Origin of the sequence: Brevundimonas sp. S1H14, from assembly GCF_047716865.1 — a bacterium.
In the GTDB taxonomy this organism is placed as follows: domain Bacteria; phylum Pseudomonadota; class Alphaproteobacteria; order Caulobacterales; family Caulobacteraceae; genus Brevundimonas; species Brevundimonas naejangsanensis.
In genome coordinates this window covers 153,075-178,655 of the sequence record NZ_CP136679.1, presented here as the reverse complement: position 1 = coordinate 178,655, position 25,581 = coordinate 153,075, and the positions used below count along the sequence as shown (strand labels likewise).

General features: G+C 68.6%; 29 protein-coding genes. 21 read left to right on the top strand and 8 right to left on the bottom strand.

Features of this window, described 5'->3' with window-relative positions; genetic code table 11:
• Positions 1 to 12: 12 nt before the first annotated feature.
• Positions 13 to 480 carry a hypothetical protein gene (locus tag RSD66_RS00815; RefSeq protein ID WP_024354388.1) on the bottom strand — a complete coding sequence of 156 codons (468 nt, stop codon included), beginning with the start codon at positions 478 to 480 and terminating at the stop codon, positions 13 to 15.
• A gap of 208 nt (positions 481 to 688) precedes the next feature.
• Here RSD66_RS00815 and RSD66_RS00810 point away from each other — a divergent pair, with 208 nt between their 5' ends.
• From RSD66_RS00810 to RSD66_RS00760, 11 genes are all read left to right on the top strand, one after another.
• On the top strand, positions 689 to 1,249 hold the full coding sequence (locus RSD66_RS00810; protein ID WP_415288652.1) for a NifU family protein: 561 nt from the start codon (positions 689 to 691) through the stop codon (positions 1,247 to 1,249).
• A gap of 66 nt (positions 1,250 to 1,315) precedes the next feature.
• Positions 1,316 to 1,948: a helix-turn-helix domain-containing protein gene (locus tag RSD66_RS00805; protein ID WP_415288651.1), complete on the top strand. Its 633-nt coding sequence runs from the start codon at positions 1,316 to 1,318 to the stop codon at positions 1,946 to 1,948.
• Between the two features lie 60 nt (positions 1,949 to 2,008).
• Complete coding sequence (locus tag RSD66_RS00800; RefSeq protein WP_024354391.1) at positions 2,009 to 2,377, top strand: helix-turn-helix domain-containing protein; 369 nt, start codon at positions 2,009 to 2,011, stop codon at positions 2,375 to 2,377.
• Positions 2,378 to 2,434: 57 nt separating this feature from the next.
• Positions 2,435 to 3,148 carry a tRNA (adenosine(37)-N6)-threonylcarbamoyltransferase complex dimerization subunit type 1 TsaB gene (gene tsaB, locus RSD66_RS00795; RefSeq protein ID WP_415288650.1) on the top strand — a complete coding sequence of 238 codons (714 nt, stop codon included), beginning with the start codon at positions 2,435 to 2,437 and terminating at the stop codon, positions 3,146 to 3,148.
• Complete coding sequence (rimI, locus tag RSD66_RS00790) at positions 3,145 to 3,582, top strand: ribosomal protein S18-alanine N-acetyltransferase (protein WP_346524457.1); 438 nt, start codon at positions 3,145 to 3,147, stop codon at positions 3,580 to 3,582. Before tsaB ends, rimI begins: the two co-directional genes overlap by 4 nt.
• 36 nt (positions 3,583 to 3,618) lie before the next feature.
• Positions 3,619 to 4,089: a Fur family transcriptional regulator gene (locus RSD66_RS00785; RefSeq protein ID WP_003167517.1), complete on the top strand. Its 471-nt coding sequence runs from the start codon at positions 3,619 to 3,621 to the stop codon at positions 4,087 to 4,089.
• Between the two features lie 64 nt (positions 4,090 to 4,153).
• Positions 4,154 to 5,557: a tRNA (N6-isopentenyl adenosine(37)-C2)-methylthiotransferase MiaB gene (miaB, locus tag RSD66_RS00780; protein ID WP_415288649.1), complete on the top strand. Its 1,404-nt coding sequence runs from the start codon at positions 4,154 to 4,156 to the stop codon at positions 5,555 to 5,557.
• A 110-nt stretch (positions 5,558 to 5,667) separates the two neighbouring features.
• Positions 5,668 to 6,675 (top strand): PhoH family protein, encoded by a 1,008-nt coding sequence (locus tag RSD66_RS00775; RefSeq protein WP_024354395.1) that lies wholly within the window; start codon positions 5,668 to 5,670, stop codon positions 6,673 to 6,675.
• Positions 6,675 to 7,145 (top strand): rRNA maturation RNase YbeY, encoded by a 471-nt coding sequence (ybeY, locus tag RSD66_RS00770; RefSeq protein WP_415288648.1) that lies wholly within the window; start codon positions 6,675 to 6,677, stop codon positions 7,143 to 7,145. Before RSD66_RS00775 ends, ybeY begins: the two co-directional genes overlap by 1 nt.
• Positions 7,142 to 8,731: an apolipoprotein N-acyltransferase gene (lnt, locus tag RSD66_RS00765; protein WP_415288647.1), complete on the top strand. Its 1,590-nt coding sequence runs from the start codon at positions 7,142 to 7,144 to the stop codon at positions 8,729 to 8,731. The genes ybeY and lnt overlap by 4 nt, the downstream gene beginning before the upstream one ends.
• Positions 8,732 to 8,839: 108 nt before the next feature.
• Positions 8,840 to 9,256 carry a helix-turn-helix domain-containing protein gene (locus RSD66_RS00760; protein ID WP_024354398.1) on the top strand — a complete coding sequence of 139 codons (417 nt, stop codon included), beginning with the start codon at positions 8,840 to 8,842 and terminating at the stop codon, positions 9,254 to 9,256.
• Positions 9,257 to 9,335: 79 nt separating this feature from the next.
• Here the strand turns inward: RSD66_RS00760 and RSD66_RS00755 are convergent, their stop codons facing one another.
• The 3 genes from RSD66_RS00755 to RSD66_RS00745 all read right to left on the bottom strand — a co-directional run bounded on the left by RSD66_RS00755 (position 9,336) and on the right by RSD66_RS00745 (position 12,384).
• A complete protein-coding gene (locus tag RSD66_RS00755; protein ID WP_024354399.1) occupies positions 9,336 to 9,869 on the bottom strand; it encodes a carboxymuconolactone decarboxylase family protein in 534 nt (177 codons plus the stop codon).
• Positions 9,870 to 10,119: 250 nt separating this feature from the next.
• Positions 10,120 to 10,674 carry a peroxiredoxin gene (locus tag RSD66_RS00750; RefSeq protein ID WP_024354400.1) on the bottom strand — a complete coding sequence of 185 codons (555 nt, stop codon included), beginning with the start codon at positions 10,672 to 10,674 and terminating at the stop codon, positions 10,120 to 10,122.
• Between the two features lie 162 nt (positions 10,675 to 10,836).
• The gene (locus tag RSD66_RS00745) at positions 10,837 to 12,384 is read right to left on the bottom strand and encodes a catalase (protein ID WP_415288646.1); all 1,548 of its coding nucleotides are present in this window, start codon (positions 12,382 to 12,384) and stop codon (positions 10,837 to 10,839) included.
• 128 nt (positions 12,385 to 12,512) lie between these two features.
• Here RSD66_RS00745 and RSD66_RS00740 point away from each other — a divergent pair, with 128 nt between their 5' ends.
• Complete coding sequence (locus RSD66_RS00740; protein WP_415288645.1) at positions 12,513 to 13,406, top strand: hydrogen peroxide-inducible genes activator; 894 nt, start codon at positions 12,513 to 12,515, stop codon at positions 13,404 to 13,406.
• Positions 13,407 to 13,558: 152 nt separating this feature from the next.
• Here the strand turns inward: RSD66_RS00740 and acnA are convergent, their stop codons facing one another.
• Positions 13,559 to 16,264 carry an aconitate hydratase AcnA gene (gene acnA, locus RSD66_RS00735; RefSeq protein ID WP_415288644.1) on the bottom strand — a complete coding sequence of 902 codons (2,706 nt, stop codon included), beginning with the start codon at positions 16,262 to 16,264 and terminating at the stop codon, positions 13,559 to 13,561.
• 186 nt (positions 16,265 to 16,450) lie between these two features.
• Here acnA and ccmA point away from each other — a divergent pair, with 186 nt between their 5' ends.
• Positions 16,451 to 17,071, top strand: coding sequence for a heme ABC exporter ATP-binding protein CcmA (gene ccmA / locus RSD66_RS00730; protein WP_415288643.1), 621 nt, complete (start codon positions 16,451 to 16,453; stop codon positions 17,069 to 17,071).
• Positions 17,068 to 17,733, top strand: a complete 666-nt coding sequence (gene ccmB / locus RSD66_RS00725; protein WP_346507714.1) for a heme exporter protein CcmB — start codon at positions 17,068 to 17,070, stop codon at positions 17,731 to 17,733. Before ccmA ends, ccmB begins: the two co-directional genes overlap by 4 nt.
• Here ccmB and RSD66_RS00720 read toward each other — a convergent pair.
• From RSD66_RS00720 to RSD66_RS00710, 3 genes are read right to left on the bottom strand one after another with little or no spacing between them, the layout of a single operon-like run.
• Positions 17,730 to 18,383 (bottom strand): Smr/MutS family protein, encoded by a 654-nt coding sequence (locus tag RSD66_RS00720; protein ID WP_415288642.1) that lies wholly within the window; start codon positions 18,381 to 18,383, stop codon positions 17,730 to 17,732. The two genes, ccmB and RSD66_RS00720, sit on opposite strands and share 4 nt — an antisense overlap.
• 2 nt (positions 18,384 to 18,385) lie before the next feature.
• A complete protein-coding gene (locus RSD66_RS00715) occupies positions 18,386 to 18,619 on the bottom strand; it encodes a helix-turn-helix domain-containing protein (protein ID WP_024354407.1) in 234 nt (77 codons plus the stop codon).
• 24 nt (positions 18,620 to 18,643) lie between these two features.
• Positions 18,644 to 19,255: a DUF2975 domain-containing protein gene (locus RSD66_RS00710; protein WP_024354408.1), complete on the bottom strand. Its 612-nt coding sequence runs from the start codon at positions 19,253 to 19,255 to the stop codon at positions 18,644 to 18,646.
• Between the two features lie 440 nt (positions 19,256 to 19,695).
• Here RSD66_RS00710 and rdgB point away from each other — a divergent pair, with 440 nt between their 5' ends.
• The 7 genes from rdgB (at position 19,696) to RSD66_RS00675 (ending at position 25,564) form a co-directional block, all read left to right on the top strand.
• Positions 19,696 to 20,298 (top strand): RdgB/HAM1 family non-canonical purine NTP pyrophosphatase, encoded by a 603-nt coding sequence (gene rdgB / locus RSD66_RS00705; RefSeq protein ID WP_119413142.1) that lies wholly within the window; start codon positions 19,696 to 19,698, stop codon positions 20,296 to 20,298.
• A 170-nt stretch (positions 20,299 to 20,468) separates the two neighbouring features.
• Complete coding sequence (hemW, locus tag RSD66_RS00700; RefSeq protein WP_415288641.1) at positions 20,469 to 21,587, top strand: radical SAM family heme chaperone HemW; 1,119 nt, start codon at positions 20,469 to 20,471, stop codon at positions 21,585 to 21,587.
• A gap of 33 nt (positions 21,588 to 21,620) precedes the next feature.
• Entirely contained in the window at positions 21,621 to 22,493 is an 873-nt protein-coding gene (gene rsmI / locus RSD66_RS00695) for a 16S rRNA (cytidine(1402)-2'-O)-methyltransferase (RefSeq protein ID WP_415288640.1), read from the top strand.
• Entirely contained in the window at positions 22,490 to 22,918 is a 429-nt protein-coding gene (locus RSD66_RS00690) for a YraN family protein (protein WP_415288639.1), read from the top strand. The genes rsmI and RSD66_RS00690 overlap by 4 nt, the downstream gene beginning before the upstream one ends.
• Entirely contained in the window at positions 22,915 to 23,727 is an 813-nt protein-coding gene (locus RSD66_RS00685) for a SirB1 family protein (protein WP_415288638.1), read from the top strand. Before RSD66_RS00690 ends, RSD66_RS00685 begins: the two co-directional genes overlap by 4 nt.
• A 164-nt stretch (positions 23,728 to 23,891) precedes the next feature.
• On the top strand, positions 23,892 to 24,842 hold the full coding sequence (gshB, locus tag RSD66_RS00680) for a glutathione synthase (RefSeq protein ID WP_024354414.1): 951 nt from the start codon (positions 23,892 to 23,894) through the stop codon (positions 24,840 to 24,842).
• A 29-nt stretch (positions 24,843 to 24,871) separates the two neighbouring features.
• Entirely contained in the window at positions 24,872 to 25,564 is a 693-nt protein-coding gene (locus RSD66_RS00675; RefSeq protein WP_119413139.1) for a hypothetical protein, read from the top strand.
• Positions 25,565 to 25,581 lie beyond the last annotated feature (17 nt).

The window sequence follows — 25,581 nt, the reverse complement described above, 5'->3', positions numbered from 1 at the left end:
TCTCCCGTTTGATCAGTCCTGGGCGTCGGGGGCGGCCGGGGCGGTCACGGCCTGGGCCACGGCCTGACGGATCTGGGCCGGAACGGCGCGGATCTGGGCCGGGGCGGCCTCGGCGGCGGCCAGGATCTGGTCCTTGTTCTCGGCGTTCTCGGGCTTCTCGGCGAAGGTGCGGAAGAAGGCGGCCAGTTCGTCGGCGAAGGCGTTGAAGGTCGGCTCATAGCGCGTGATGATGGCGTCGGCGCGCGTCTGCTTGGCGGCGGGATCCAGAGCCGGGTCTTCGATCACGGCGTCCAGTTCGGCCTTCATGCGCTCAGCCTCAGCGTTGAAAGCTTCGCCCTTGGCCTCGAAGGCGGCTTCCTCGGGCGAGGGGGCGGGCTGGGCGGCGGGCGCGGCGGGAGCGGCGTCCTGCGCAGCGACGACGGCGGGGGCGGCGCAGACGGCCAGGGCCGCAGCGGCGGCGGCGAGGGTCAGGCGGGACATGTCGGGGGCTCCGGCAGGCGACGGGCGCGGCGCCCGTCAGACTAAGAACTCGCCGGCCGGGAGCGACCGGAGATGGCCGCCACGGTGAGGGCGCCGTCGACGAAGCGCAAGCGTGACCTTGTATGAAAGCGCATTTGGGCATGAAAGTGCACGAGCACGGCCCGGCGGGCCTCTTGAACCCGTGCGCGACAGGGCGCATCTGCGGGTCATGTTCATCCAGACCGAAGCCACCCCTAATCCGAACGCCCTGAAGTTTCTGCCCGGCCGCGATGTCGCGGGCGAACAGACGCTGGAATACCGCAGCATCGACGAGGCGGCGGCCTCGCCCCTGGCCGAGGCTTTGTTCGAGCTGGAAGGCGTCGAGGGCGTCTTCTTCGGCGCCGACTATGTTTCGGTCACGCGCGCGGCGGACGGGCCGGATTGGACGGCGATGAAGGCGCCGATCCTGTCGGTGGTGATGGATCACTTCGTCTCGGGCGCGCCGCTGATGCGGGCGGGGGCGGAAGCGGCGCCGGAAAATGGAGCGCCCGACAGCGAGATCGTGGCCGAGATCAAGGGGTTGCTGGATACCCGCATCCGCCCGGCCGTGGCCCAGGACGGCGGCGACATCCTGTTCGACCACTTTGACGAAGAGACCGGGGTGTTGCGCCTGCGGATGCGCGGCGCCTGCGCCGGCTGCCCGTCCTCCTCGGCGACGCTGAAGGCCGGGGTCGAGCAGATGATGCGCCACTATGTTCCCGAAGTGACCAGCGTCGAACAGGTCATCTGACGCCTTCGCCGATCTGTTTCACATGAAACGCTCGCGCCCGGCGGGTCGGCGGGGCATGATGGCGCGATGGCAGGTTCAGGCGAGACATCCGAGGCGCGGGCTCTGGGCGAGGCGCGGATTCTGGGCGAGGCGCTGGCGGCGCTGCGGCGCGACTGCGGGCTGAGCCAGGCCGAAGCCGGCGCCCGGATCGGCATGACCGGCCAGGGCTGGGGCCTCTATGAGGCGGGCAAGCGTCCCGGTCTGTTTCGTCCCGATGTTCAGCGACGTCTGACCGGCGCCCTGGACGCGACGCCCGAGGCGCTGGTGCTGCAATCGCAGGACGATCCAGCCGTGTCCAGGCAGCCGCGCCGCCCAGAATCCTCTCCTGAAGTCGCCGCGCCGCAAGGGCTTTCGGCGCGCGGCCGCGCCTTCGAGGACGCACCCGCTCAGGCCCGGCGCTTGCGGCTTGAGACCGATGAACTGACGCCCTGGGCCTCGGCAGGCACGGTGTTGGAATATGTGCTGGGGCGCTGGCCGCGTCGGGGGCAGGGCTGCGTCATCCAGATGGAAGACGGGGTGCGGAAGGTTCGCCTCTATGACCGGGCCGATGATGCGGAGGTGGTAGTCCTCGGCGCTGGCGCGCTGGATCAGTCGGAACGGATCGCGCGCTCGCGCATCCAGTCAATGTCCGCGGTCACCAGCCGTCTTGATGATGAATGAAACAAAATAGTTGTAATGAGGGCTTGATCGTGAAACTCTCTGGTTGAAATCGGAGGGGTCATGTCGCGTCGCAGTCATCATATCGACCAGGCCGTCGGCCTGCGGATCGCCGCGCGCCGGTCGGCCCTGGGCTGGTCGCAATCGGTTCTCGGGCGGGAACTGGGCGTCAGTTTCCAACAGGTCCAGAAATATGAAACCGGGGCCAATCGCGTCTCCGCTTCCCGCCTGCATCAGGCGGCCGTCGCCATGGGGTGTTCGGTGGCCGATTTCTTTCCCGCGCGTTCGAGCGTCGAGGGGGAGGGCGCCGTGCTGCATCCGGTGCTGATCAGCGCAGAGGGGCGAGGCCTGGCCGAGGCTTTCGCCCGTATTCCCGATGTCGCCGCGCGACGGGCCTTGACCCGTGTAGCCCAGGCGATGGCGGCGGCCTGACGGACGCAAGACGCTGAGCGGTCGCATCGGCGCCGGTTTGGCGTTAGGGACAGGATCATGAAGGTCATGGTCATTGATACGGCGCTGGGCGCCTGCGTCGCCGGGGTGTTCGCGGACGATGCAGCGAGCGGCGCGGTGCGCGGTCTGGGCCTGCGCCGGGAGCTGATGACCAAGGGCCATCAGGAGCGGCTGGGCGGATTGGCGCGCGATGCGGCGGCCGAGGCGGGCGGTTTCGACGGCGTGGACCGGATCGGCGTGACGGTGGGGCCGGGCTCCTTCACGGGCCTGAGGGTCGGACTGGCTTTCGCCCTCGGGTTGGGCGCGGCGCTGGGTCGGCCGGTGGTCGGGATCTCGACGCTGGACGGCCTGGCCGCTTCGGTTGCGGCGCCGGGCCTGGTCGCCGCCGTGATCGACGCCCGCCGGGGCCAGGTCTATGGGCGGCTGTTCCGCGACGGGGCGGCTCTGGGCGAGGCTGAAGCCTGGCCGCTGGAGACGGCGCGCGACCGCATTCTGGCCGAGGCCGGTCAGGGGAGCGCCGTTCTGGGCGGCGTCCTTTTGGTCGGCAGCGGGGCGACGCTTCTGGCCGAGACCTTTCCCGAGCTGGCGGACGCCGGGCTTGAACCGCTGGCCGCGCCAAATCCCGAAGCGCTGGCGCGCCTGACGATGGCCGCCGATCCGGCGACCTCACTGCCGGCGCCCCTGTATCTGCGCGCGCCCGACGCTACGCCGCCCAGCCGCTTGCCGGGCCAGCCACGCCAACCCGCCGCGTGAGCGAGGCTCCGATTTTTCCGCCGGTCGATCCCGTCCATCTGGCGATCATCCACGCTGAGGCGTTTGAGACGCCGTGGGACTCTGCGGCGCTGGCCGAGCTTCTGGCCTCGCCGGGCGTTTTTGCAGTGGCTGAGGCCGAAGGTTTCATCCTCGTCCGCGTCGTGGTCGATGAGGCGGAGATCCTGACCCTAGCGGTTCGCCCGACGGCGCGGCGGGCCGGACTGGGGGCGCGTCTGGTCGAGGCGGCGGTGGTGCGCGCCGCTGCTCTGGGGGCTGAGCGCATGTTCCTGGAGGTGGCTGAAGGCAACGTCGCCGCCCGCGCCCTGTACGCCCGAAGCGGTTTCGTCGAGATGGGCCGCAGGCGCGGCTATTATTCGCATACGGACGGCCGTCGCGAGGACGCCCTGACGCTTGTCCTGAACTTCTCTGGGTAGCTTCCATAAGGCGACGGTCCATCCTATCTTCGCCGCATGGACCGGATCGAAAAACTCTGCGCCGAGCGCGGCATGCGCATGACTGAGCAACGTCGGGTGATCGCCCGCGTCCTGTCGAACGCCGAAGACCACCCCGATGTGGAAGAACTGTATCGCCGAGCTTCGGCGATCGACCCGCACATCTCCATCGCCACCGTCTATCGCACCGTGCGCCTGTTCGAAGAGGCGGGCGTGGTCGAGAAGCACGACTTCGGCGACGGCCGCAGCCGTTATGAAGAGGCCGGCGAGGATCACCACGACCACCTGATCGACACCAAGACGGGCGAGGTCATCGAATTCTTCGACGCCGAGATCGAGCGCCTGAAGACCGAGATCGCGCGCAAGCTGGGCTATGAGCTGGTCGGTCACAAGCTGGAGCTGTACGGTCACGTCATCCCCGGCGCCGAACCGGTCGAGCGCGAGGGCCTGATCTACAAGCGCCGCCCGCGCGACGAGGTCGAAGACTGATCCCGCCTGATCCTGACCGGGGTCCCCGCTTGCCGTCGCCGGTTTCGGCGATCATAAGCCGAGCATGACCGATACGCTCGAAACGCCCGTCCTGGAGGATGGCGGCGCGCCGGAAGGCGGGGCCGCGCCCAAGCGCCTGTTCATCAAGACCTACGGGTGCCAGATGAACGTCTATGACTCTGAACGCATGGCCGATGTCCTGCGGCCGCTGGGCTATGCGCCGACAGACACGCCGGAAGGCGCCGACTTCGTCATCCTGAACACCTGCCACATCCGCGAGAAGGCGGCCGAGAAGGTCTATTCCGAACTCGGCAAGCTGCGACAGATGAAGGATGAGAAGGCGGCGGCGGGGCAGGGCGGCATGACCATCGCCGTGGCCGGCTGCGTCGCCCAGGCCGAGGGCGAGGAGATCATGAAGCGCCAGCCGGCGGTCGATCTGGTCGTCGGGCCGCAGGCCTATCACCAGTTGCCGGAGCTGCTGACCCGCACGGCGCGGGCGCGCGGCGAGCGCATCGGCGCCGACTTCGCCCCTAATGAGAAGTTCGACGCCCTTCCGGCGACGCGCGGAACCGAGGGGGTGACGGCCTTCCTGACGGTGCAGGAGGGCTGCGACAAGTTCTGCACCTTCTGCGTGGTGCCCTATACGCGCGGCGCCGAATGGTCGCGGCCGGTCGCGGCGGTGCTGGACGAGGCCCGCGCCCTGGCCGACCGGGGCGTGCGCGAAGTCACCCTGCTGGGCCAGAACGTCAACGCCTATGACGGCGAGGGGCCGGACGGGAAGCCCTTTACGCTGGCGAAGCTGGCCTACGCCCTGGCCGACATCCCCGGCATCGAGCGCATCCGCTATACCACCAGCCATCCTAACGACATGTCGGACGATCTGATCGCGGCGCATGGCGATCTGGACGCCCTGATGCCCTATCTGCACCTGCCGGTGCAGTCGGGCTCGGATCGCATCCTGCGTCTGATGAACCGCAAGCACGGGCGTCAGAAGTACTTCGACCTGATCGACCGCATTCGCGAGGCCCGGCCGGACATGGCGCTGTCGGGCGACTTCATCGCCGGCTTCCCCGGCGAGACAGACCGCGACTTCGAGGACACCATGGATCTGGTGCGGCGGGTGAACTACGCCAGCGCCTTCTCCTTCATGTATTCGCCGCGCCCCGGCACCCCCGCCGCGACGATGGCGGTCCAGGTGCCCGACGACGTCGCCAAAACGCGTCTGCACGCCCTTCAGGCCCTGCTGACCGAGCAGCAGGTGGCCTTCAACCAGTCGCTGGCCGGGCGCGTCCTGCCGGTGCTGTTCGAGAAGAAGGGCCGTCACGGCGCCCAGGCCATCGGCCGCTCGCCCTATCTGCAATCGGTCCACGTCGAGGATGCGGATCACCTGATCGGCCGGAGCGTTCCGGTCGAGATCATCAGCGGCCAGCAGAACAGCCTGACCGGCCGCCTGATCCAGACGAACTGACGGATATCTCTCAACGCATGCGGCGCGAGCGGCGTTAGGGATGCTCACCATTCCCCTCAAGCAGCCTCGCAACGCGTGCGAGGCGATAGGGGACCCAACAAGGAGACCTCATGGCGCGAGAGTCCGAGTTCCTGTCCCTCAGCGATGCGGCGTTGCGCGCCGTCATCGGGCCGCAGAGCCGCCACCTGGCCCTGATCGAGGACGCCTTCAAGGTTCTGGTCGAGACGCCGGGCGGCGGGGTGTCGATCAACGGCTCTACGCGGGACCGGGCGCAGGCGCGCCGGGTGATCGAGGCCCTGTCCAACCGGGCCGAAGCGGGGGCCGAGATCACCGAGGCGGACGTGCGCACCGCGCTCGGCGCCGCCGTCACCCAGCCGCGCGCCGAACCGGCCAGCCGCAGTGTCGGGCGCAGCGTGCCGGAAGGCGCCGCCCTGCCGGTGGGGCGGCGCGGCGCCATCGCGCCCAAGACAGCGTCTCAGGCGCGTTATCTTGAGATGCTGGGCCGGTGCGAACTGACCTTCGGGGTCGGCCCGGCGGGCACGGGCAAGACCTTTCTGGCGGCGGCCTACGGCGCCTCCCTGCTCAAGCGGGGGCAGGTGGATCGGCTGGTCATCACCCGCCCGGCGGTCGAGGCGGGCGAGAAGCTGGGCTTCCTGCCTGGCGACCTGAACGAGAAGGTCGATCCCTATCTGGCGCCGATCTGGGAGTCGCTGAACGATATCCTGGGCGTCGACGACGTGCGCCGCCGCCGTGAGAAGGGCGAGATCGAGGCCGCCCCCATCGCCTTCATGCGCGGCCGGACTCTCAGCCACGCCTTCATCATCGTCGATGAGGCGCAGAACACCTCGCGCATGCAGATGAAGATGGTGCTGACCCGTCTGGGCGAGGGCGCGCGCATGGTGGTGACGGGCGACCCGTCGCAGGTCGACCTGCTGAACCCGCGCGATTCCGGCCTGGCCCACGCCCTGCGCATCCTGAAGGACGTGGAGGGCGTGGGCGTCCAGCAGTTCAAGTCCGAGGACGTGGTCCGCCACGCCATGGTCGAGCGCATCGTGCGCGCCTATGACAGCGACGCCGCACGCAGCCGTCCCTTCCCCGACCTTGAGGACGACGCCTGATGATCGAGGTCGAGATCGACAGCGAGGGCTGGACGCAGGCTTTGCCCGAGGCGGCGGCGATCGTGGAAAGCGCCGCAGCGGCGGCCCTCGGAACGGTCGAGGGCGATGTCGTGGTGCTGCTGGCCGACGACGCGGCGGTGCAGGATCTGAACGCGCGTTTCCGCGACAAGGACCGGCCGACGAACGTGCTGTCCTTTCCGGCCGCCGAGAGCGCCTTTCCGCATCTGGGCGACGTGGTGCTGGGCTACGCCTATTGCGCGGCGGAGGCGACGGCGCAGGGCAAATCCCTGTCGGATCATCTGAGCCATCTGGTCGTCCACGGCGTGCTGCATCTGCTGGGCCGCGACCACGAGGACGACGCCGAGGCCGAGGAGATGGAGGCCGAGGAACGCGAGATTCTGGCCGAACTGGGCGTCGCCGACCCCTATGCTGCGGAGAATGGCGCGGCCGAGCATGAGGGCACCGCGTGAGCGGGGCGCTGGCCGCCCGGTTCTCGGGCCTGCTGAACAACCGCTGGGGCCGGATCGGTCTGGCGCTTCTGGCCGGGGCGGGCGCCGCCCTGGTCCATCCGCCGTTCGGTTTCCTGCCGGGGCTGCTGGGTTATCCGCTGCTGTTGCTGCTGGCGGATCGGGCCAGCGGGATGAAGGGCGGCTTCTGGGTCGGCTGGCTGGCGGGTTTCGCCTATTTCTTCATCGGCTGCTGGTGGGTAGCCGAGGCCTTTCTGGTCAATCCGGCTCAGGCGTGGATGGCGCCGTTTGCGGCCAGTCTGCTGCCGGCGGGCATGGGGTTGTTCTGGGGGCTGGCGACGCTGGCCTATCGCTGGCTCCGTCCGGCCGGGGCGCGGCGCGTCCTGCTGTTCGCCGCCCTGTTCGCCCTACTGGAGTGGACGCGCGGTCATGTGCTGACCGGCTTTCCGTGGAACCCGGCGGGCGCGGGCTGGGCGGCTGGGTCGGCCATGTCGCAGTTCGCCTCGGTCGCCGGGGTTTATGGGCTGGGTCTGATCACAGTGGCGGCGGTCAGCGCTTTTGCGCCCTTGGCCGAGGCCGGTCCGCGTCGTCCGCGACTGATCGCGGCGGGGCTGGGCGTGCTGACGCTGGGCGGTCTGTTCGCCTTCGGGGCCGTGCGCCTGTCCTCGGCGCAGGCGGTCGAGACGCCGACCCTGGTGCGGCTGGTTCAGGCCGATATTCCGCAGGACTATAAGTGGAGCCCGGAGGCCTATCAGGCCATTCTGGGGCGTTATCTGGAACTGACGTCGCGCCCCGGCGAGGCTCTGCCGGACGTGGTGATCTGGCCCGAGGGCGCCCTGCCGACCACGGCCAACGACCTATTCTCTTCGCCCGATGCCCAGGCGGTGGCGGCGGCGCTTCAGACGGGCCAGACCCTGCTGGCGGGGCTGAGCCGGGGCGAGCCGGACCCGAGCGCTGAAACCGGCGCCCGCTATTACAACAGCCTGTTCGCCCTGCATGACGAAGGGGCGGCGAGCCTGCGCATCGGCCCGATCTACGACAAGCACCGACTGGTGCCGTTCGGCGAATACCTGCCGCTGGGCGACCTGATGGGTCGGATCGGCGTGCGCAGCCTGGTGCATGTGCCGGCCGACTTCAGCGCCGGGCCGGCGCCCGCGCCGATCAGCCTGGCCAACGCGCCGAGCGTGCAGCCGTTGATCTGTTACGAGGCCCTCTATCCCGGCTTCACCCCGGCGACGGCGGCGACGCGCCCGGCGTGGATCGTCAACGTCTCCAACGACGCCTGGTTCGGTAAGACTTCGGGTCCGCGCCAGCACCTGAACCTGGCCTCCTATCGGGCGCTGGAGACAGGCCTGCCGGTGGCGCGGGCGACGCCGACGGGCGTGTCGGCCATGATCGATCCGTGGGGGCGGATCGTCGAGGGCAGGCGGCTGGATCCTGGTCAGGCGGGGATCATCGACGTGCGTCTGCCGCAGCCCGCGCCGCCCACCCTCTATGGTCGCTGGGGCGATCTGGGGTTTGCGATCCTGATGGTGATCATGCTGACGGCGGGCCGTCGCCGCGCCGGAAATACGGGAGCGGATCGTTAAGCATGATAAGATGCGCGATCCCGACGGCGCCCCTGTGACGCGAAAACGCATGACAGGGGAGGGGGCGCGCGGCATGTGGATACCAGTGCAACCGGGAAGGGGCTGGAGATGATCAGGGGTTCGGGGACGGAAGGTCCTCATCTGGTGGACCGGCATGTCGGGCGGCGCGTGTGCGAGAAGCGCATCGCCCTGGGCTATAATCAGACCGATCTGGGCCAGGCGCTGGGCGTCACCTTCCAGCAGGTGCAGAAGTATGAAAAGGGCGCCAACCGCATCTCGGCGTCCAAGCTGTGGGACATCGCCCGCTTCTTCCGCGTGGACATCGGTTATTTCTTCGAAGGGCTGACCGCCTCGGCCCAGCCGGGCATGGCCGAGGGCGAGGCCGAGCCCTTCGTGCATGACTTTCCCGCTACGCGTCAGACGATCGAGATCGGGCGTCTGGCGCCGCGCCTGTCGTCGCGTCAGCAGAAGCTGGTGGTGGATCTGATGCGCGAGCTGGTCGAAGAGGGCTCCGAGGCCGACTGAGCGTTTCGCGGGAGGCGGACAAGAAAAAAGGCGCGGGAAGCGATCCGCGCCTTTTCCTTATCGGGGTGGGGACTGGCGATCAGGCGCGCAGGGCCGTCTCCGAGGCGACGATCCGGCTGGCGGCGTGGACCACGGCGCCGATGCGCAGGGCGGCCTGAATCTGGACGTTCGGCACGGCGTGCTTGCGCAGTTCGCCTTCGTGGGCGTCCATGCAGGCGCCGCAGCCGTTGATGGCCGACACGGCGGTGGACCATAGCTCGAAGTCCAGCTTGTCGACGCCGGGATTGCCGATGACGTTCATCCGCAGCTTGGCCGGCAGGGTGGTGTATTCCTGATTCTTCATCAGGTGCAGCGAGCGGTAGTAGATGTTGTTCATGCCCATGATGGCGGCGGCGGCCTTGGCGGCGTTCATCGCTTCGGGCGACAGGACCGTCTCGGCCTGGGCCTCGATCAGCTTGACCACGGGGCCGACGCCGATGGCGTGAGCCGAGGCCAGGAAGCAGCCCCACTTCTGCTGGTCGTTCAACACCGTCTCATTGGCGAGCGAGGACAGGTTCAGCGAGATGTCCTTGCCATAGGCCGGGATCAGATCGCGAAGGGCGTCGATGGACATTTTTGGTTCCTTTCAGGAAGCGGCTATCGCGCGCGACGCGGTCGCTTGCTGCTTGAGCCGCAATGGCGTGAAGGGCGCTCAAGCAGTCCGGACGATAGCGCTCCAAATGCGCTCAAGCAGTCCGAAGGACGATAGCGCCCAAAAACTAACAAAGGCGGCGACAGTCGCCCGCCGCCGCCTCTGTCGAGGGGCGGCCCGGACCCTACTCACGCGGTCCGGGCCTGGTCGTTTTCGACCTTTGGGCCAGTCTTTAGGCGGCCAGGGTGTCGCCGCCGACCGGACGGTTGCAGGCGCACAGTTCGTCGGTCTGCAGGGCGTCGACGACACGCAGGGTGTCTTCCGGCGAACGGCCGACGTTCAGGTTGGTGACGTAGACGTGCTGGACGATGTTGTGCGGGTCGACGACGAAGGTCGCGCGCAGGGCCACGCCTTCTTCTTCGTCCAGCACGCCCAGGGCGCGAGCCAGCTTGCCGCCGTTGTCGGCGAACTGCCAGATCGGCAGCTTGTTCAGGTCGGCATGGTCGCGGCGCCAGGCCAGCTTGGTGAACTCATTGTCGGTCGAACCGCCCAGAACCACGGTGTCGCGGTCCTCGAAGTCCTTGCCCAGCTTGGCGAAGGCGGCGATTTCCGTCGGGCAGACGAAGGTGAAGTCCTTCGGGTAGAAGAAGATGACCTTCCACTTGCCCTCGAAGCTGTCCTGGGTGATCGGCTCGAAGGCCGAGGCGCCGTTTTCTTCGTGGCTGTTGAAGCCCGGCTTCACACCGATAATTTTGAAATCAGGCAGTTTTTGACCGACGCCGAGCATCGCGCTTCTCCTAAAAGGCTTGGTTCAAGAAAGGGGTCGGCGGATCGGGGTGAGCGACCCGCCGTAGGTCTCAGATGGGCTCTGCCAGACGTAAAGTCAAATCGATCATTTTGCTAAGTTGAATAGATTTGATTTATGTCAGTGGTCGAAGCCCGCGGGGGCTCAGTCGGCCCCCTGCAGACGAGCGGCGACCTTCAGGTGCATGGGCAGGGCGGAGGGTTCTTCGCCCGCCTGACGGCGATCCTTTTCGACCGCAGCGCGGACGCCCGCGCCATAGTCCGGGTGGACGCGATCGAAGTGGGCGAACTGACGCTCCAGGATGAAGTCCGGCACGCCCTGCATGGCGGCGGCCAGGTTGGCGAACAGCCGGGCCTTTTGATCGGCGTCGAACAGTTCGAACAGGGCGCGCGGCTGGCTGTAGTCGTCGTTGCCCTCGCGGTGATCCCAGCGGTCGGCGTCGCCCGAGATGCGCAGCGGCGGCTCCCGGTACTGCGGCGCCTCCTTGGGGCCCGAGAAGGAGTTGGGCTCGTAATAGGCGTCCGGGTTGGGGTTATTGGGCATGAAATGCATGGCCCCGTCCTTGTGGTAGGTGTGCACCGGACTGCGCGGCCGGTTCACCGGCAGGCTTTCATAGTGGGTGCCCAGACGGTGGCGATGGGCGTCGGCGTAGGAGAAGACCCGCGCCTGCAGCATCTTGTCGGGCGAGAAGCCGATGCCGGGCACGATGTTGGACGGGCTGAAGGCGGCCTGTTCGATCTCGTTGAAATAGTTGTCGGCGTTGCGGTTCAGCTCCATCACCCCGATCTCGATCGGCGGATAGTCGCCGTGCGGCCAGACCTTGGTCAGGTCGAAGGGGTTGTAGGGCGTCTTCTCGGCGTCCAGCTCGGGCATGATCTGGACCTGGACGGTCCAGCGCGGGAATCGGCCGTTCTCGATCGTGCCGAACAGGGCCTCCTGATAGCCTTCGCGGCTCTGGCCCACGACGGTCTCGGCCTGGGCGTTGGTGTAGTGGGCGTGGCCCTGCTGGGTCTTGAAGTGGAATTTCACCCAGAACCGTTCGCCCGCCTCGTTCCACAGGGAATAGGTGTGCGAGCCATAGCCGTTCATGTGCATCGGCGTGATCGGCAGACCGCGATCCGAGAACAGGGTGGTGACCTGGTGCAGACTCTCCGGGCTCTGCGACCAGAAGTCCCACATGGCCGTGGGGCTGCGCAGATTGGTGCGCGGGTGGCGTTTCTGTGTGTGGATGAAGTCAGGGAACTTCAGCGGGTCGCGCACGAAGAAGACCGGGGTGTTGTTGCCGACCAGGTCCCAATTGCCTTCCTCGGTATAGAATTTCAGCGAGAAGCCGCGCACGTCGCGTTCATGGTCGGCGGCCCCGGCCTCGCCCGCCACGGTCGAGAAGCGGGCCAGCATCGGCGTTACGGCGCCCGGCCGCAGCGCCCTGGCGCGGGTGTATTTCGAGATGTCGCCGGTGATGGTCAGGGTCCCGAAGGCGCCCCAGCCCTTGGCGTGAACGGCGCGCTCGGGAATGCGCTCGCGGTTCTGGTGCGCCAGTTTTTCGATCAGCTGATAGTCCTGCATCAGGACAGGGCCGCGCGGGCCCGCCGTCAGGCTGTTCTGGTTGTCGGCGATCGGGGCACCGGCCGTCGTGGTGAGGGTCGGGGCCTGAGTCGGGGTCAGGGCAGGGGACTTGGGATCCGTGGTCATGGGCTCTCCTCCGTAGCGTTCGACAGGATTAGGCTCGACGCTTTGATATAAAGCCAATCGATTGTTTTTGGCGAGTTCATAAAAGTGTTCTATATATAGGGCTGTCTTCCCGCTTTCCAACGGCGCCCATGTCCGTCCTGCCTACGCTGCGTCAGCTACAGTATCTGAAACTCCTGGCCGAGCACGGTTCGTTCAGTCGCGCGGCCGAGGCCGCCCACGTCAGCCAGCCCGCCCTGTCTTCGGGGGTGCAGGAGCTGGAGCGCGTGCTGGGCGCCCCCGTGGTCGAGCGTACGCGCGGGGCCGTGATCCTGACCGCCGTCGGCGCCGAGGCCGTGCGCCGGGCCGAGGACGTGCTGGCCCGCACCGAGGATCTGGTCGAGGCCGCCCAGAACGCCGGCAAGCCCCTGTCGGGCCGTTTCCGGCTGGGGATCATCCCGACAGTGGCGCCCTTCCTGCTGCCGCGCACCCTGCCGGGGCTGAAGGCCCTGTATCCGGGCCTGCGCCTGTTCATCCGCGAAGACCTGACGCCGCGCCTGATCGCCGGGCTGAAGGCGGGCCAACTGGACGCCGCCGTCATCGCCCTGCCTTACGACGCGCCGGGGATCGACCACGCCCATATCGCCGACGACGAGATTCTGGCCGCGGCCCCGGTTGGCCACCCGCTGGACGGTCTGGGCCCGATCCCTGAGGGGATGCTGAAGGCCGACGACCTGATCCTGCTGGAAGACGGACACTGCCTGCGCGATCAGGCCCTGGCGGCGGTTAATATCGAGGCTCCACGCGGCGAGGACGTCTTCGCCGCCACCTCCCTGCACACGCTGGTGCAGATGGTGTCCTCGGGACTGGGCGTCAGCTTCCTGCCGCAGATGGCGGTGAAGGCGGGGCTGGCCGACAGTCCGGGCGTGGTGGTGCGCCCGATCTCCGAAGACGCTCCGCGCCGCGAGATCGTGGTCGCCTGGCGCGCAGGCTCCAGCCGCGCAGCCGAGGCGCGTCTGCTGGCCGAGGCGCTCAAGCTGGATTGAGGCGCCGCGGCCCCTTGGGCCGCCAAGCCTTTCTCTGCGCTGCTTCTCCCTCGCCGGGCAGGTAGGGTGCGGAGGCAAAGAAAAAGGCCGGCGGAGCGATCCGCCGGCCTTCATTTTTAGTGGTCTAACGCGCTTACGCGCTGCTTGAGACCTTACTTCTCTTCGCCGCGCGCCAGGTTGCGCAGGACGTAGGGCATGACGCCGCCGGCCTTGAAGTAGTCCAGCTCGGTCTGGTTATCGATGCGGCAGCGCACCGGGAAGCGGGCCATCTTGCCGTCCGACGGGCGGAACAGCTCGACCCACAGGTCCTGACGCGGCTTCAGCTTGCCGACGTTGGCATCGGTCAGGCCGCGGATGGTGACGATCTCTTCGCCCGTCAGGCCCAGCTTCTGCCAGCCGTCTTCCTTGAACTGCAGCGGGACGACGCCCATGCCGACCAGGTTCGAGCGGTGGATGCGCTCATAGCTTTCGGCGATGACGGCGCGGACGCCCAGCAGGCGGGTGCCCTTGGCCGCCCAGTCGCGCGACGAGCCGGTGCCGTATTCCTTGCCGGCGAAGACGACCAGCGGACGACCTTCCGACTGATAGCGCATGGCCGCGTCGTAGATCGACATCGTGTCTTCCGAGGGGAAGTGCTTGGTGACGCCGCCCTCGATGTCGGGGGTGATGCGGTTACGGATGCGGATGTTGGCGAAGGTGCCGCGCATCATGACTTCGTGGTTGCCGCGGCGGGCGCCGTAGCTGTTGAAGTCCAGGGCGTCGACGCCGTGGTTGGTCAGGTACTGACCGGCGGGCGAGGCCTTCTTGATCGAACCGGCCGGAGAGATGTGGTCGGTGGTGATGGAGTCGCCGAAGATGCCCAGGATGCGCGCCTCGACGATGTCCGTGACCGGAGCGGGCTCCATGGTCAGACCTTCGAAGTAGGGCGGGTTCTGGACGTAGGTTGAGGTGTCCTGCCACTCATAGGTCTGGCCGCCGGTGACCTGGATGGCCTGCCAGTGCTCGTCGCCCTTGAAGACGTCGGCGTAGCGCTTGGCGAACATCTTGGGCGTGACGGACTTGCGCTGGATGTCGGCGACTTCCTGCGCGGTCGGCCACACGTCCTTCAGGAAGACGTCATTGCCCTTCTTGTCCTGACCGATCGGCTCCTTGGTGATGTCGATGCGCATCGAGCCGGCGATGGCGTAGGCCACGACCAGCGGCGGCGAGGCCAGGTAGTTGGCCTGAACGTCCGGGTTCACGCGGCCTTCGAAGTTGCGGTTGCCCGACAGCACCGAGGTGGCGACCAGGGCGTTGTCGTTGATCGCCTTGGACACGGCCGGGTCCAGCGGGCCCGAGTTGCCGATGCAGGTGGTGCAGCCGTAGCCGACCAGGTTGAAGCCCAGGGCGTCCAGATCCTTCTGCAGACCGGCGTCGGTCAGATAGTCGGTGACGACCTGCGAACCGGGGGCCAGCGAGGTCTTGACCCACGGCTTGGCCTTCAGGCCCAGGGCGTGGGCCTTGCGCGCCACCAGACCGGCGGCGATCAGCACCGACGGGTTGGAGGTGTTGGTGCAGGAGGTGATGGCGGCGATGACGACGTCGCCGTCGCCCAGGTCGAACTTTTCACCCTCGACGGCGACGCGGCTGGCGTCGGTCGGGCGCGAGAAGACCTCGCCCAGGGCGGTCTCGAAGGCCGGGGCGGCGGTGGTCAGCTCGACGCGGTCCTGCGGACGCTTGGGACCGGCCAGCGACGGCACGACCGTCGAGATGTCCAGCTCCAGCACGTCGGTGAAGATCGGGTCTTCCGAGGTCTCGTCGATCCACAACCCTTGAGCCTTGGCGTAGGCTTCGACCAGGGCGACGCGCGCCTTCTCGCGGCCGGTGGCCGTCAGATAGTCGATGGTGGCCTGCGACACGGGGAAGAAGCCGCAGGTGGCGCCGTACTCCGGGGCCATGTTGGCGATGGTGGCCTGGTCTTCGATGGTCATGCCGGCGATGGCGGGACCGAAGAATTCCACGAACTTGCCGACCACGCCCTTCTTGCGCAGCATCTGGGTGACGGTCAGCACCAGGTCGGTGGCCGTCGCGCCTTCCGGCAGCTTGCCGGTCAGCTTGAAGCCGACGACTTCGGGGATCAGCATCGGGATCGGCTGGCCCAGCATGGCGGCCTCGGCCTCGATGCCGCCGACGCCCCAGCCCAGGACGGCCAGTCCGTTGATCATGGTGGTGTGGCTGTCGGTGCCGACCACGGTGTCGGGATAGGCGACGGTCTTGCGGCCTTCCTCGGCGGTCCAGACGGTCTGGGCCAGGTGCTCAAGGTTGACCTGGTGGCAGATGCCGGTGCCGGGCGGCACGACGCGGAAGTTGTTGAAGGCCGACGAGCCCCAGCGCAGGAAGTTGTAGCGCTCGATGTTGCGCTCATACTCGCGCTCGACGTTCTGGCCGAAAGCCTTGGAGTCGCCGAAGTGGTCGACCATGACCGAGTGGTCGATGACCAGATCGACCGGGACCAGCGGGTTGATCTTCTTGGCGTCGGCGCCGAGTTTGTCCATCGCGTCGCGCATGGCGGCCAGGTCGACGACGGCCGGAACCCCTGTGAAGTCCTGCATCAGCACGCGGGCCGGACGGAAGGCGATCTCGTGCTCGACGGCGCCCTTGTTCTCGATCCAGGCGGCGACGGCCTTCAGGTCGTCCTCGGTGACGGAGACGCCATCTTCGTTGCGCAGCAGGTTCTCCAGCAGCACCTTCATCGAGCGCGGCAGGCGGGAAATCCCGGCTAGACCGGCTTCCTCGGCGGCGGGAAGGCTGTAATAGGCGTATTTCTTGCGCCCGACCGCGAGGTCCTGGCGGGTTTTGAGGCTGTCGATCGACGGCATGGAGATGAGTCCTCTGACAAACGCCGCCCGACAATTCGGTTGCGCCTTCGCGCGCTGGACGTCGGGGCGCACAGGTCCCCGGCGCGCGCGGCGAAGGCCTGCTGCGGCGCTTGCGCATATAGTCCCGCGCGCGTGGGTCGTCCATGTATCCACACCCCTGACGTGGACATTGAGAGAGACTCGCAAGTGCTGACCCGGCTCGACATCAAGGCCCTGAGCCTGTCGCGCGGCGAGCGGCGGCTGTTCAACGGCCTGAGCTTTTGCCTGTCGGCGGGCGAGGCGGCGGCTCTGACGGGGGCCAATGGGGCAGGCAAAACCAGCCTGTTGCGCGCGGTGGCGGGCTTCATCCGGCCCGATGCGGGGACGATCGTTTTTCATGGGCCCGAGGGCGTGATGGAGGCAGAGACGGCGCGGCGTTCGGCGCTGCATCTGCTGGGCCACCACGAGGGCCTGAAGCCTCAGCGCACGGCGCGGCAGGAGCTGGGCTTTCAGGTTGAATGGCTGGGCGGGTCGGCCGAAGCGATGGACGCGGCCGTCGCTCGATTGAAACTTGCGCCCCTGCTGGATCTGGAGACGCGCAAGCTGTCGGCGGGGCAGAGGCGGCGGCTGTCGCTGGCCCGTCTGATCGCCGCCCCGCGCGCCCTATGGCTGCTGGACGAGCCCTTGGCGCCGCTGGACGAGGTCTGGCGCAGCGTGGCCGCCGAGCTGATGGCCGAGCATCTGGCGGGCGGGGGCATGGTCCTGGCCGCCGTGCATGATCCGCTGCCGGTTGCGGCGCGGTCCTTGGATTTGGGGAGCGTGCGATGAAGGCCGCCCGCGCCCTGTTCGCGCGCGAGCTGTCGCTGGCCTGGGGCGGCGGCGGCGGACCGTTGCTGGCCTGCGGCTTCCTGTTGTGCCTGACCGCCATCCTGCCGCTGGCGGCGGGGGGTGATCCGCGTGTTCTGGCGCCCGCCGCCTCGGGGGCCAGCTGGATGGCGCTGGCGCTGGCGTCGTTGCTGTCGCTGGAGCGGATGTTCGAGCGCGATCTGGAAGACGGGGCGCTGGACCTCCTGGCGACCGGCCCTCTGCCGCTGGAGGCGGTGGTCGGGATCAAGGCGCTGGCGCAGTGGCTGGCCACGGGTCTGCCGCTGGCGGTCGCGGCGCCGGTGGCGGCTCTGGCGCTGGGCCAGCCGCCTGAATTGATCGGTCTGACAGGAGCCTCGGCGGCGCTGGGCGGGCTGGGCTTCGCCTTTACCGGCGCGTTAGGCGCGGCGCTGGCGCTGGGCGCGCGGCGCGGCGGCCTGCTGATCGCCGTGGTGGTGCTGCCGCTGTTCATTCCGCCGGTGGTTTTCGGGGCGGGCGCCCTGACCCGCGCCGCCAGTGGCCAGAGCCCGGCCTCGGCGCTGGCCCTGCTGGGCGCCTATGTCCTGTTCGCCCTTGTGATCGCGCCCGTCGCAGGGGCGGCGGCGGTTCGGAACGCGCAGGGTTAGCGCCCCTTCAGCGTCACATACAGCGCCCCGTCGCCGCCGTGGCGGCGGTGGGCGGGGGCGAAGCCGGAGACGACGCCGCGCAGGTGCGGTCCGGTCAGCCACTCGTGGACCGAGGCGCGGATGATCCCGCCGCCGCGCCGGCCCTGCCCGGTGATCACCAGAACCGAGCGCAGGCCGCGCATCTGGCAGCCGATCAGGAAGCCCCGCAGCTGGTCTTCGGCTTCGAAGCGACCGAAGCCGTGCAGGTCGATGCGCGCCTCGATCGGATCGCGCTCGCGGGTCAGGCGGCGTTTGCGGCCGGGCTCAAGCTCTTCCGGCGCGGGTTGGGCGCGCGGGGCGATGGGCGGCCGCGCGGCCTCGGGCGCGCGCGGCAACGACGCCGGGGTCGTCGAGCGCCCGGCGGAGGCAGGGGTCAGGGCGGCGGTGCGCTTCTTGCCCGCGACGCCGCGCGCCAGGGGAGGCGCGACCGGCTCAGTCTCGGCGGCGGGCAGGACGGCGCTGGGCAGGACTGCGCCGGGCGTCACGCGAGCGGCCTTGCGCTGGGCGGGCTGTGTCACCGTGGCGGTCACCCGGCCCCAGATGCGCTTGTCGTCTTCGCTGGTCGCGGAGCCTGCTTTAGGCGCTCCCTTGCCCGAAGGGGGGCGGGCCACGCTCAGTCCTCGTCGTCGACGGCGTCCGGCGGACCGGGCTCATGGGCCAGCAGGTCGCCGGGCTGGCAGTCCAGCTCGCGACACAGGGCGTCCAGGGTGGTGAAGCGCACGGCGCGCGCCTTGCCCGTCTTGAGGATGGACAGGTTGGCGACGGTCACGCCGACGCGGTCGGCGAGCTCGGTCAGCGACATGCGGCGCTGGGCGAGGATGCGGTCAAGTTGGACGCGAATGGCCATGAGGTGAGCTTTAGCCTGTCCCGGTCAGATCGTCAGTTCGGATTCGCGACGAAGGCGCGCGCCCTCGCGGAACACCTCGGCCAGGACGAAGACGACCAGGACTGAGAAGACGGGGGTGAGCAGGTCGCTGATCCCCTGCGGCTCCATCACGCCGGGCGCCAGACGCGCGGCGACCAGGCCCTGCACGATCCAGACGCCGCCGGTGACGACGGCCAGGATCAGGCCGATCTGGCGCAGGCGGCGGACATTGTCCGGCTGGAACGGATCGCCAAGGGTCAGGGTGCGGAAAATCTTGCGCAGATAACGCAGGATCAGCAGGAAGCCGCTGAAATAGGCGGTCAGGGCGCCCAGGCCGAACAACAGCAGCGGGCGCGACAGCGGCATCTCGCGGCCGTCGGCTCCGTCCGAAACCGTCACGTTGAGATTGTCGAGCGGAATGAAGATGGAGGCGACCCAAAGCAGCAGCAGCAGGCCGGTGACGAGGATCATCACCACATAGGCGACGTCCAGGGCGATCTTCAGCACGCTGGCGACCGAACCGGGGCCTAAGGTCCGAAGATTGGGCGTGAGCAGATTGGGGTTGCGCCGATGGCGCGGCTTGGACTTCCCGGCGGGATTCAGATTCGGGAAGCGCATGGGCGGCGTCTCAGGCCGGGGGACGAGGCGCGGTCGCCGCGGCGGGTCCGGCCGACCCGCGCGCGGCGTTATTCTTCGCGGCGTTCATCACGATCGTCAAAGTCCCCTCCCGTTCAGCGCGATCAGAAGCTCTGAACGATCAGGGCGATCGCTGCGGCCGGCAGGGCGGCCAGCAGGAAGGCGTTGCCCAGGCTGTGGGCCAGACGGTCCATCATGTTGGTTTTTCGCATGGCTTGCATATCGGTCTCTCCGTCAAAGCACATTTTTTGTGCGTTTATGTTGTGCCGCTGGATTATTGTTGCGATTTGTTTCTCGCATTTGAACGGCGCGGCCTTCGTTCTTGATAATGAAGATAGGCCATGCCCTGACGAAAGCCAACTTACATATCGTTTAACGATGTTACCATTTCGCAATGGATTCGACGGGAGTAAGGTCGGGCCATGAACCTCAAGCTCATCAAGGGGATGCGGCTCGTCGCCGCCACCCACAATCCCGGCAAGGCGCGCGAGATCGAAGCGCTGCTGGACGGACATTACCGGATCGTCACGGCGGGAGAGCTGAATCTGCCCGAGCCGGACGAGACGGAGAGCACCTTCGCCGGCAACGCCATGCTGAAGGCGCGCCATGCGGCCCAGGCCTCGGGCGAGGTCGCCCTGGCCGATGATTCCGGCCTGTCGGTCGCGGCGCTGGACGGGGCGCCGGGCATCTATTCGGCGCGCTGGGCCGGACCGGACAAGGACTTCGCCCTCGCCATGCAAAAGGTCGAGCAGCGGCTGGAGGAGACAGGTTCGCGCGATCGCTCGGCCTGGTTCACCTCGGCCCTGGCGGTGGCCTGGCCGGACGGGCCCTGCGTCGTGGTCGAGGGCCGGGTCGACGGCCAGCTGGTCTTCCCGCCGCGCGGCGACGGCGGCCACGGCTACGACCCCGTGTTCCAGCCGGAAGGCTCGGACAAGACCTTCGCCGAGATGGACGCCGCCGAAAAGGACGCCGTCAGCCATCGCGGCCGGGCCTTCGACAAACTCAAGGCGGCGCTGATTGATTGACCGTGATCCTTCTCCCCCAGGGGGAGAAGGTGGCGTGCGCAGCACGACGGATGAGGGGCCGTCGGCTCCTGACACTACGAAAGCCTGTCATGCTCAACCCGCCCCCTCATCCGAGCGGCTCCGCCGCCCACCTTCTCCCCCGAGGGGAGAAGGGTTCCATCGCGATTTATGTGCATTGGCCCTATTGCGCGCGCATCTGCCCCTATTGCGACTTCAACGTCGTGCGCGACCGGGGGCGGACCGAGGAGCAGGCGGGGCTCGCGCAGGCCATTCTTGACGACCTGGAGGCGCAGGCGACGCGGGTCGGCCCGCGCGCGTTGGCCTCGATCTTCTTCGGCGGAGGCACGCCGTCGCTGATGCCGCCGGACGCGGTGGCGGCGGTGGTTGAGCGCGCCCAGGCCCTGTTCCCGCCGACCGACGCCATAGAGGTCAGCCTTGAGGCCAATCCGACCGACGCCGAGGCCGGGCGTTACGCCGCCCTGGCGCAGGCAGGCGTCAACCGGCTATCGATGGGAGTGCAGTCGTTTGACGACGCGGCGCTGAAGTTTCTGGGCCGCGATCATTCGGCCGAGGAGGCGCGCCGGGCGATCGGTCTGGCGGGGCGGGCGTTCTCGCGCCTGTCGATCGACCTCATCTACGCCCGGCCGGGACAGAGCGTCGCCGACTGGAAAGCGGAACTGTCCACCGCGCTCGATCTGGGGTTCGAGCACGTCTCGCCTTATCAACTGACCATCGAGGGGACGACGGCGTTCGGGCGGGCCGTTGCGCGCGGGGCCTGGGCGCCGCCGGACGAGGATCTGGCCGCCGAACTCTATGAGGCCACGCAAGCGACGCTCGAAGCGGCGGGGTTCGAGGCCTATGAGGTGTCCAACCACGCCCGCGACGTCGCCGCCCGTTCCAGCCATAACCTGCATGTCTGGCGCGGCGGGGACTATCTGGGCCTGGGGCCGGGCGCGCATGGGCGGATGACGCTGGCGGAGGGCCGGGTCGCCACCGTCGGGCACCGGCGCATCGGCGACTATGTGCAGGGCGTCGCCGACGCAGACCCCTGGGCCGAGCGCGAGGTGCTGGACCCTTGCGACGCCGACGAGGAACGGGTGTTGCTGGGCCTGCGCACGGTCGAGGGCGTGCCCTTGTCCCTGCTGCAGCGGCTGGGCCTATCGGTGGACGAGGGCAGGCTAGCCGACCTGTTGGCCGACGGCTTTGTCGCTCTGAGGGACGGGCGCGTCGCCGCCACGGCGACAGGACGGCCGCTGCTCGACGCCGTGCTGAAGGCGTTGCTGACCTAGACCGCGCCGCGCCGGACTGGCAGGGTCCGGCCGATGTCCGACGCCCCGCTTTTCCCGCCGACCGCCCCGCCCGCGCGCCCCGTTTCGCCGGGCCTTTATCTGGTGGCGACGCCGATCGGCAACCTGCGCGACATGACGTTGAGGGCGCTGGACGTGCTGGCGGCGGCCGATCTGGTGCTGGCCGAGGACACGCGGGTGACGGCCAAGCTGCTGACCGCCTATGGGCTGAAGGCGAAGCTGGAGCGCTGCGACGACCACGCCTCGGCCCGCGCCGCCGAGATCGCCGTCGAGCGGTTGAAGGCGGGCGAGGTGGTGGCTCTGGTGTCGGACGCAGGCACGCCTCTGGTGTCGGACCCCGGCTATGTTGTGGCGCGGGCGGCGGTGGCCGAGGGCCTGCCGGTGCATCCCGTGCCGGGACCGTCCAGCCTGCTGGCGGCCCTGTGCATCGCCGGCCTGCCTGCCGACCGGATCCTGTTCGCGGGCTTCCTGCCGCCCAAGTCGGGCGCGCGCCGCACGGCGCTGGAGGAACTGCGGACGGGTCGTCAGACGCTGGTCTTCTTTGAAAGCGGGCCGCGTCTGAGGGACAGCCTGACCGATATGGCGCAGGTGCTGGGGCCGCGCCCCGCCGCCGTGGCCCGCGAACTGACCAAGCTTTATGAGGAATGCGTGCGCGGCGATCTGGTCGAACTGGCCGCCGATCCGCGTCTGGACGCGCCCAAGGGCGAGATCGTGGTGGTGGTCGGCCCCGGCGAGGCCGAGGTCGCCAGCGCCGCCGACGCCGACGCCGCTCTGGTCGAGGCCCTGACCCGCCTGCCGCCCGGCGAGGCGGCGGCCGAGGTGTCCAAGGCCCTGAACCTGCCGCGCAAGCCGCTCTACAAGCGGGCGCTGGAGCTGAAGGCGCGGTGAGCCCGGCCCTGCGGTCGCCTTCGCCGCCGAAGAAGCCCAAGGCGGGCTGGCGCAGGGCGCTCGGCGGACGGTCGCATCGTCAGGGGCATGACGCCGAATGGATCGCCGCCCTGTGGCTGATGCTCAAGGGCTATCAGGTGCTGGCTTTCCGGCTGAAGGGCCGGGGCGGAGAGATCGACATCCTGGCCCGGCGCGGGCGGGTTCTGGCCGCTGTCGAGGTCAAGCGCCGCGCCACGCTGGAGGCGGCGGCCTTGGCTCTGGGGCCGGATCAGCACCAGCGTCTGATCCGCGCGGCCGAGGCGGCGGCGCGCGGGCGGCCGGCTCTGGCGGGGCTGGACCTGAGAATCGACATGGTGACGCTGGCCCCCGGACGCTTTCCGCGTCATCTTCGCGGCGTGATCTCCAGGGGAGCGGATCGGCCTTGACGCGCGAGGAAGCAGAGGCGGTGCTGGCGCAGGCGGGCGAGGGGCCGGACGAGGCCTTTCCCCTGCTGGATTGCGCCATCGCCTGCGCCATTCATGACTATCCGTTCCGCGACGCCGACGGGGTGCGCATCCTGGCCGACCACGCCGCCCAGCGGCTGAAGGAGCGGGCGGCCAATGAAAGCCCCGATGAGGCCCTGACCGAGGCCTTGGCCGGCGACCTGCGGCTGAACGGCGACCTTTTGAACTACGACCATCCGGCCAATACGGACGTGATCGACGTGGCCGAGCGGCGGCGCGGCCTGTCGGCGGTGCTGGTCATCTTCTATCTGGACGCCGCGCGCCGGGCCGGACTGAGCGCGGCGCCGGTCGACTTTCCCGGCCACGTCCTGTTACGGGTCGAGACGCCCGAGGGGCCGGTAGCGCTGGACCCGTTCAGCCAGGGACGGCTGGTGCTGCCGTCGGAGCTGACGCGACGCGCCCTTCTGGCGGGGCTGACGCCCCATGTGGCCGATCGACTGGACCTGCTGATGGCGCCGGTCGGCGAGCGTCAGGCCCTGATCCGGCTGCAGAATATCCTTTTCAACCGCGCGCTTCAGGCCCGAGATTACGAAGGCGCCGAGCGCTCCGCACTGCGCCGCGCCCTGCTGGACCCGGAGGATCACCGCCCCTGGCTGGACGTCGCCGCCGCCCGCGAGAAACAGGGCGCCCTGACCGGCGCCATGCACGCCCTGTCCCGCGCCCGCATCCTTGGCGAGCCTCTCGCCGCCTGCGACGTCCGGCTGGACCGGATGCGGTTGCAACTGAACTGAAGCGCGGCCTTGCGGCGCGCAGCTTCGCGCCTCAAGTAGGCACTGACGGCGCTTCGGCGCTCAAGCAGTGCGCGCCTGCGGGGCGAACGTTAGCGCCACTAAAATCAGCTCAAGCAGCGAGCGCCCGCGGCGCGAGCGGTAGCGCCCACCAAGAAGGACTCCCCATGCTCAAGGTCGCCATCCAGATGGACCCGCTCGAGGCGGTCAATGTCGAGTCGGACACCACCTTCCTGATGGCCCTGACCGGGCAGGCGCGCGGCCACAAGCTGTGGGTCTATGACTTCCGCACCCTGGCCTTGGAGGACGGCCGCCTGTTCTGCCGCGCACGTCCGGTGACGGTGCAGCGCAAGCAGGGCGATCATGCCGATTTCGGCCCCGAGCAGCGGCTGGATCTGGCTGAGGACGTGGATGTCATCCTGATGCGCCAGGACCCGCCTTTCGACATGGCCTATGTCACCGCCACCTATCTGCTGGAGCGGGTTCATCCCAGGACCCTGGTGGTCAATGATCCGGCCGAGGTGCGCTCGGCGCCCGAGAAGTTGATCGCCACCCTGTTTCCCGGCCTGCAGCCGCCGACCCTGGTGTCGTCCGATCCCGAGGCTCTGGTCGACTTCCACCGCCGTCATGGCGATGTGGTGCTGAAGCCCCTGCATGGCGCGGCCGGCTCGGGCGTGGTGCGGCTGAAGGCGGATGACCCCAACCTTGAAGCCCTGATCGAAATCCACGCCGCCGGGTCGCGCGATCCGCTGGTGATCCAGAAATTCATCCCGGCCGTCTCGGCGGGCGACAAGCGCATCATCCTGGTCGACGGCGAGCCCGTCGGCGCCATCAACCGCATTCCGGCCAAGGATCAGGTGCGCTCCAATCTGCGTGTCGGCGGCACAGCGGCGCCGGTCGAACTGACGCCGCGCGACCTGGAGATCTGCGCCGCCATCGGCCCCTATCTGAAGGAGCGGGGTCTGATCTTCGTCGGCATCGACGTGATCGGCGACTATCTGACCGAGATCAACGTGACCTCGCCCACCGGCGCCCAGCAACTGCTCAACTTCGCCGGGATCGACGCCACCGAGCGGATGTGGGCGGTTATCGAGCAGAGGAAGGCGGCGGCCGCCTGACGCTGCTGAGCCTTAGGGGAGGAGAGCCTATGACCGCACTCATCAAGACTGTCGGCTTCGCCGCCTTGGCGCTGGTGATCGCCGGCCCGGCGACGGCGCAGGAAATCGCCGCGCCGAAACGTCCGTCGCTGGAGGTGCTGGAGCGGATCATCGAGACCCGCACGCCGCAGACGCGGGTCGAAACGCCCGATCACGACCGCATCACCGCACGGCGCATCGACATCGTCGACGCCGACGGGACCATCCGCATGACCCTGTCGGGGGAGACCCCGCCGCCGATCATCGACGGCGTCCAGTACAAGCGCGCCTTCAATGTCGCGGGTCTGATCCTTTACGACGACAAGGGCAGCGAGCGCGGCGGCTTCGGCACCGCCGACATCGAGGGGGGCATGGCCGTTCTGGCGCTGGATCATCCGGCGATGGATGCGGTCGGCTGGCGGGTGTCGCCGGACGGCTCGATCAGCTTCGTCTTCAACCAGGCGCCGCCGCTGGTGCGCGAGCCAGGACTGGGCGGGGCGCTGGTTCCCGGCGTTGAGACGCCTACGCGGATGCGTCTGTCGCTGGCCGCCGACGGCGCGCCGGCGGTGGAGTTGTCGGACCGGAACGATCAGCCGCGCCTGCGCCTGACGGTGACCGAAGAGGGCTTCGGCGCCATCCAGTTCCTGAACGCCCAGGGCCAGGTCATCCATACACTGGCGCCCGAGGCCGACCTGCAACCCTGATCGAACGACGCTCTTGC

What these genes read in the sequence shown, in the direction of transcription:
- RSD66_RS00745 (WP_415288646.1), bottom strand. Translation starts at nt 12,384, where the DNA reads ATGACCACGGATCCCAAGTCCCCTGCCCTGACCCCGACTCAGGCCCCG.
- RSD66_RS00710 (WP_024354408.1), bottom strand. Translation starts at nt 19,255, where the DNA reads ATGCGCTTCCCGAATCTGAATCCCGCCGGGAAGTCCAAGCCGCGCCAT.
- RSD66_RS00800 (WP_024354391.1), top strand. Translation starts at nt 2,009, where the DNA reads ATGTCGCGTCGCAGTCATCATATCGACCAGGCCGTCGGCCTGCGGATC.
- RSD66_RS00760 (WP_024354398.1), top strand. Translation starts at nt 8,840, where the DNA reads ATGATCAGGGGTTCGGGGACGGAAGGTCCTCATCTGGTGGACCGGCAT.
- rdgB (WP_119413142.1), top strand. Translation starts at nt 19,696, where the DNA reads ATGAACCTCAAGCTCATCAAGGGGATGCGGCTCGTCGCCGCCACCCAC.
- acnA (WP_415288644.1), bottom strand. Translation starts at nt 16,264, where the DNA reads ATGCCGTCGATCGACAGCCTCAAAACCCGCCAGGACCTCGCGGTCGGG.
- RSD66_RS00785 (WP_003167517.1), top strand. Translation starts at nt 3,619, where the DNA reads ATGGACCGGATCGAAAAACTCTGCGCCGAGCGCGGCATGCGCATGACT.
- RSD66_RS00715 (WP_024354407.1), bottom strand. Translation starts at nt 18,619, where the DNA reads ATGGCCATTCGCGTCCAACTTGACCGCATCCTCGCCCAGCGCCGCATG.
- RSD66_RS00740 (WP_415288645.1), top strand. Translation starts at nt 12,513, where the DNA reads ATGTCCGTCCTGCCTACGCTGCGTCAGCTACAGTATCTGAAACTCCTG.
- ccmB (WP_346507714.1), top strand. Translation starts at nt 17,068, where the DNA reads ATGAAGGCCGCCCGCGCCCTGTTCGCGCGCGAGCTGTCGCTGGCCTGG.
- RSD66_RS00810 (WP_415288652.1), top strand. Translation starts at nt 689, where the DNA reads ATGTTCATCCAGACCGAAGCCACCCCTAATCCGAACGCCCTGAAGTTT.
- RSD66_RS00750 (WP_024354400.1), bottom strand. Translation starts at nt 10,674, where the DNA reads ATGCTCGGCGTCGGTCAAAAACTGCCTGATTTCAAAATTATCGGTGTG.
- RSD66_RS00675 (WP_119413139.1), top strand. Translation starts at nt 24,872, where the DNA reads ATGACCGCACTCATCAAGACTGTCGGCTTCGCCGCCTTGGCGCTGGTG.
- ybeY (WP_415288648.1), top strand. Translation starts at nt 6,675, where the DNA reads ATGATCGAGGTCGAGATCGACAGCGAGGGCTGGACGCAGGCTTTGCCC.
- RSD66_RS00775 (WP_024354395.1), top strand. Translation starts at nt 5,668, where the DNA reads ATGGCGCGAGAGTCCGAGTTCCTGTCCCTCAGCGATGCGGCGTTGCGC.
- rsmI (WP_415288640.1), top strand. Translation starts at nt 21,621, where the DNA reads ATGTCCGACGCCCCGCTTTTCCCGCCGACCGCCCCGCCCGCGCGCCCC.
- RSD66_RS00805 (WP_415288651.1), top strand. Translation starts at nt 1,316, where the DNA reads ATGGCAGGTTCAGGCGAGACATCCGAGGCGCGGGCTCTGGGCGAGGCG.
- miaB (WP_415288649.1), top strand. Translation starts at nt 4,154, where the DNA reads ATGACCGATACGCTCGAAACGCCCGTCCTGGAGGATGGCGGCGCGCCG.
- tsaB (WP_415288650.1), top strand. Translation starts at nt 2,435, where the DNA reads ATGAAGGTCATGGTCATTGATACGGCGCTGGGCGCCTGCGTCGCCGGG.
- RSD66_RS00755 (WP_024354399.1), bottom strand. Translation starts at nt 9,869, where the DNA reads ATGTCCATCGACGCCCTTCGCGATCTGATCCCGGCCTATGGCAAGGAC.
- gshB (WP_024354414.1), top strand. Translation starts at nt 23,892, where the DNA reads ATGCTCAAGGTCGCCATCCAGATGGACCCGCTCGAGGCGGTCAATGTC.
- RSD66_RS00815 (WP_024354388.1), bottom strand. Translation starts at nt 480, where the DNA reads ATGTCCCGCCTGACCCTCGCCGCCGCCGCTGCGGCCCTGGCCGTCTGC.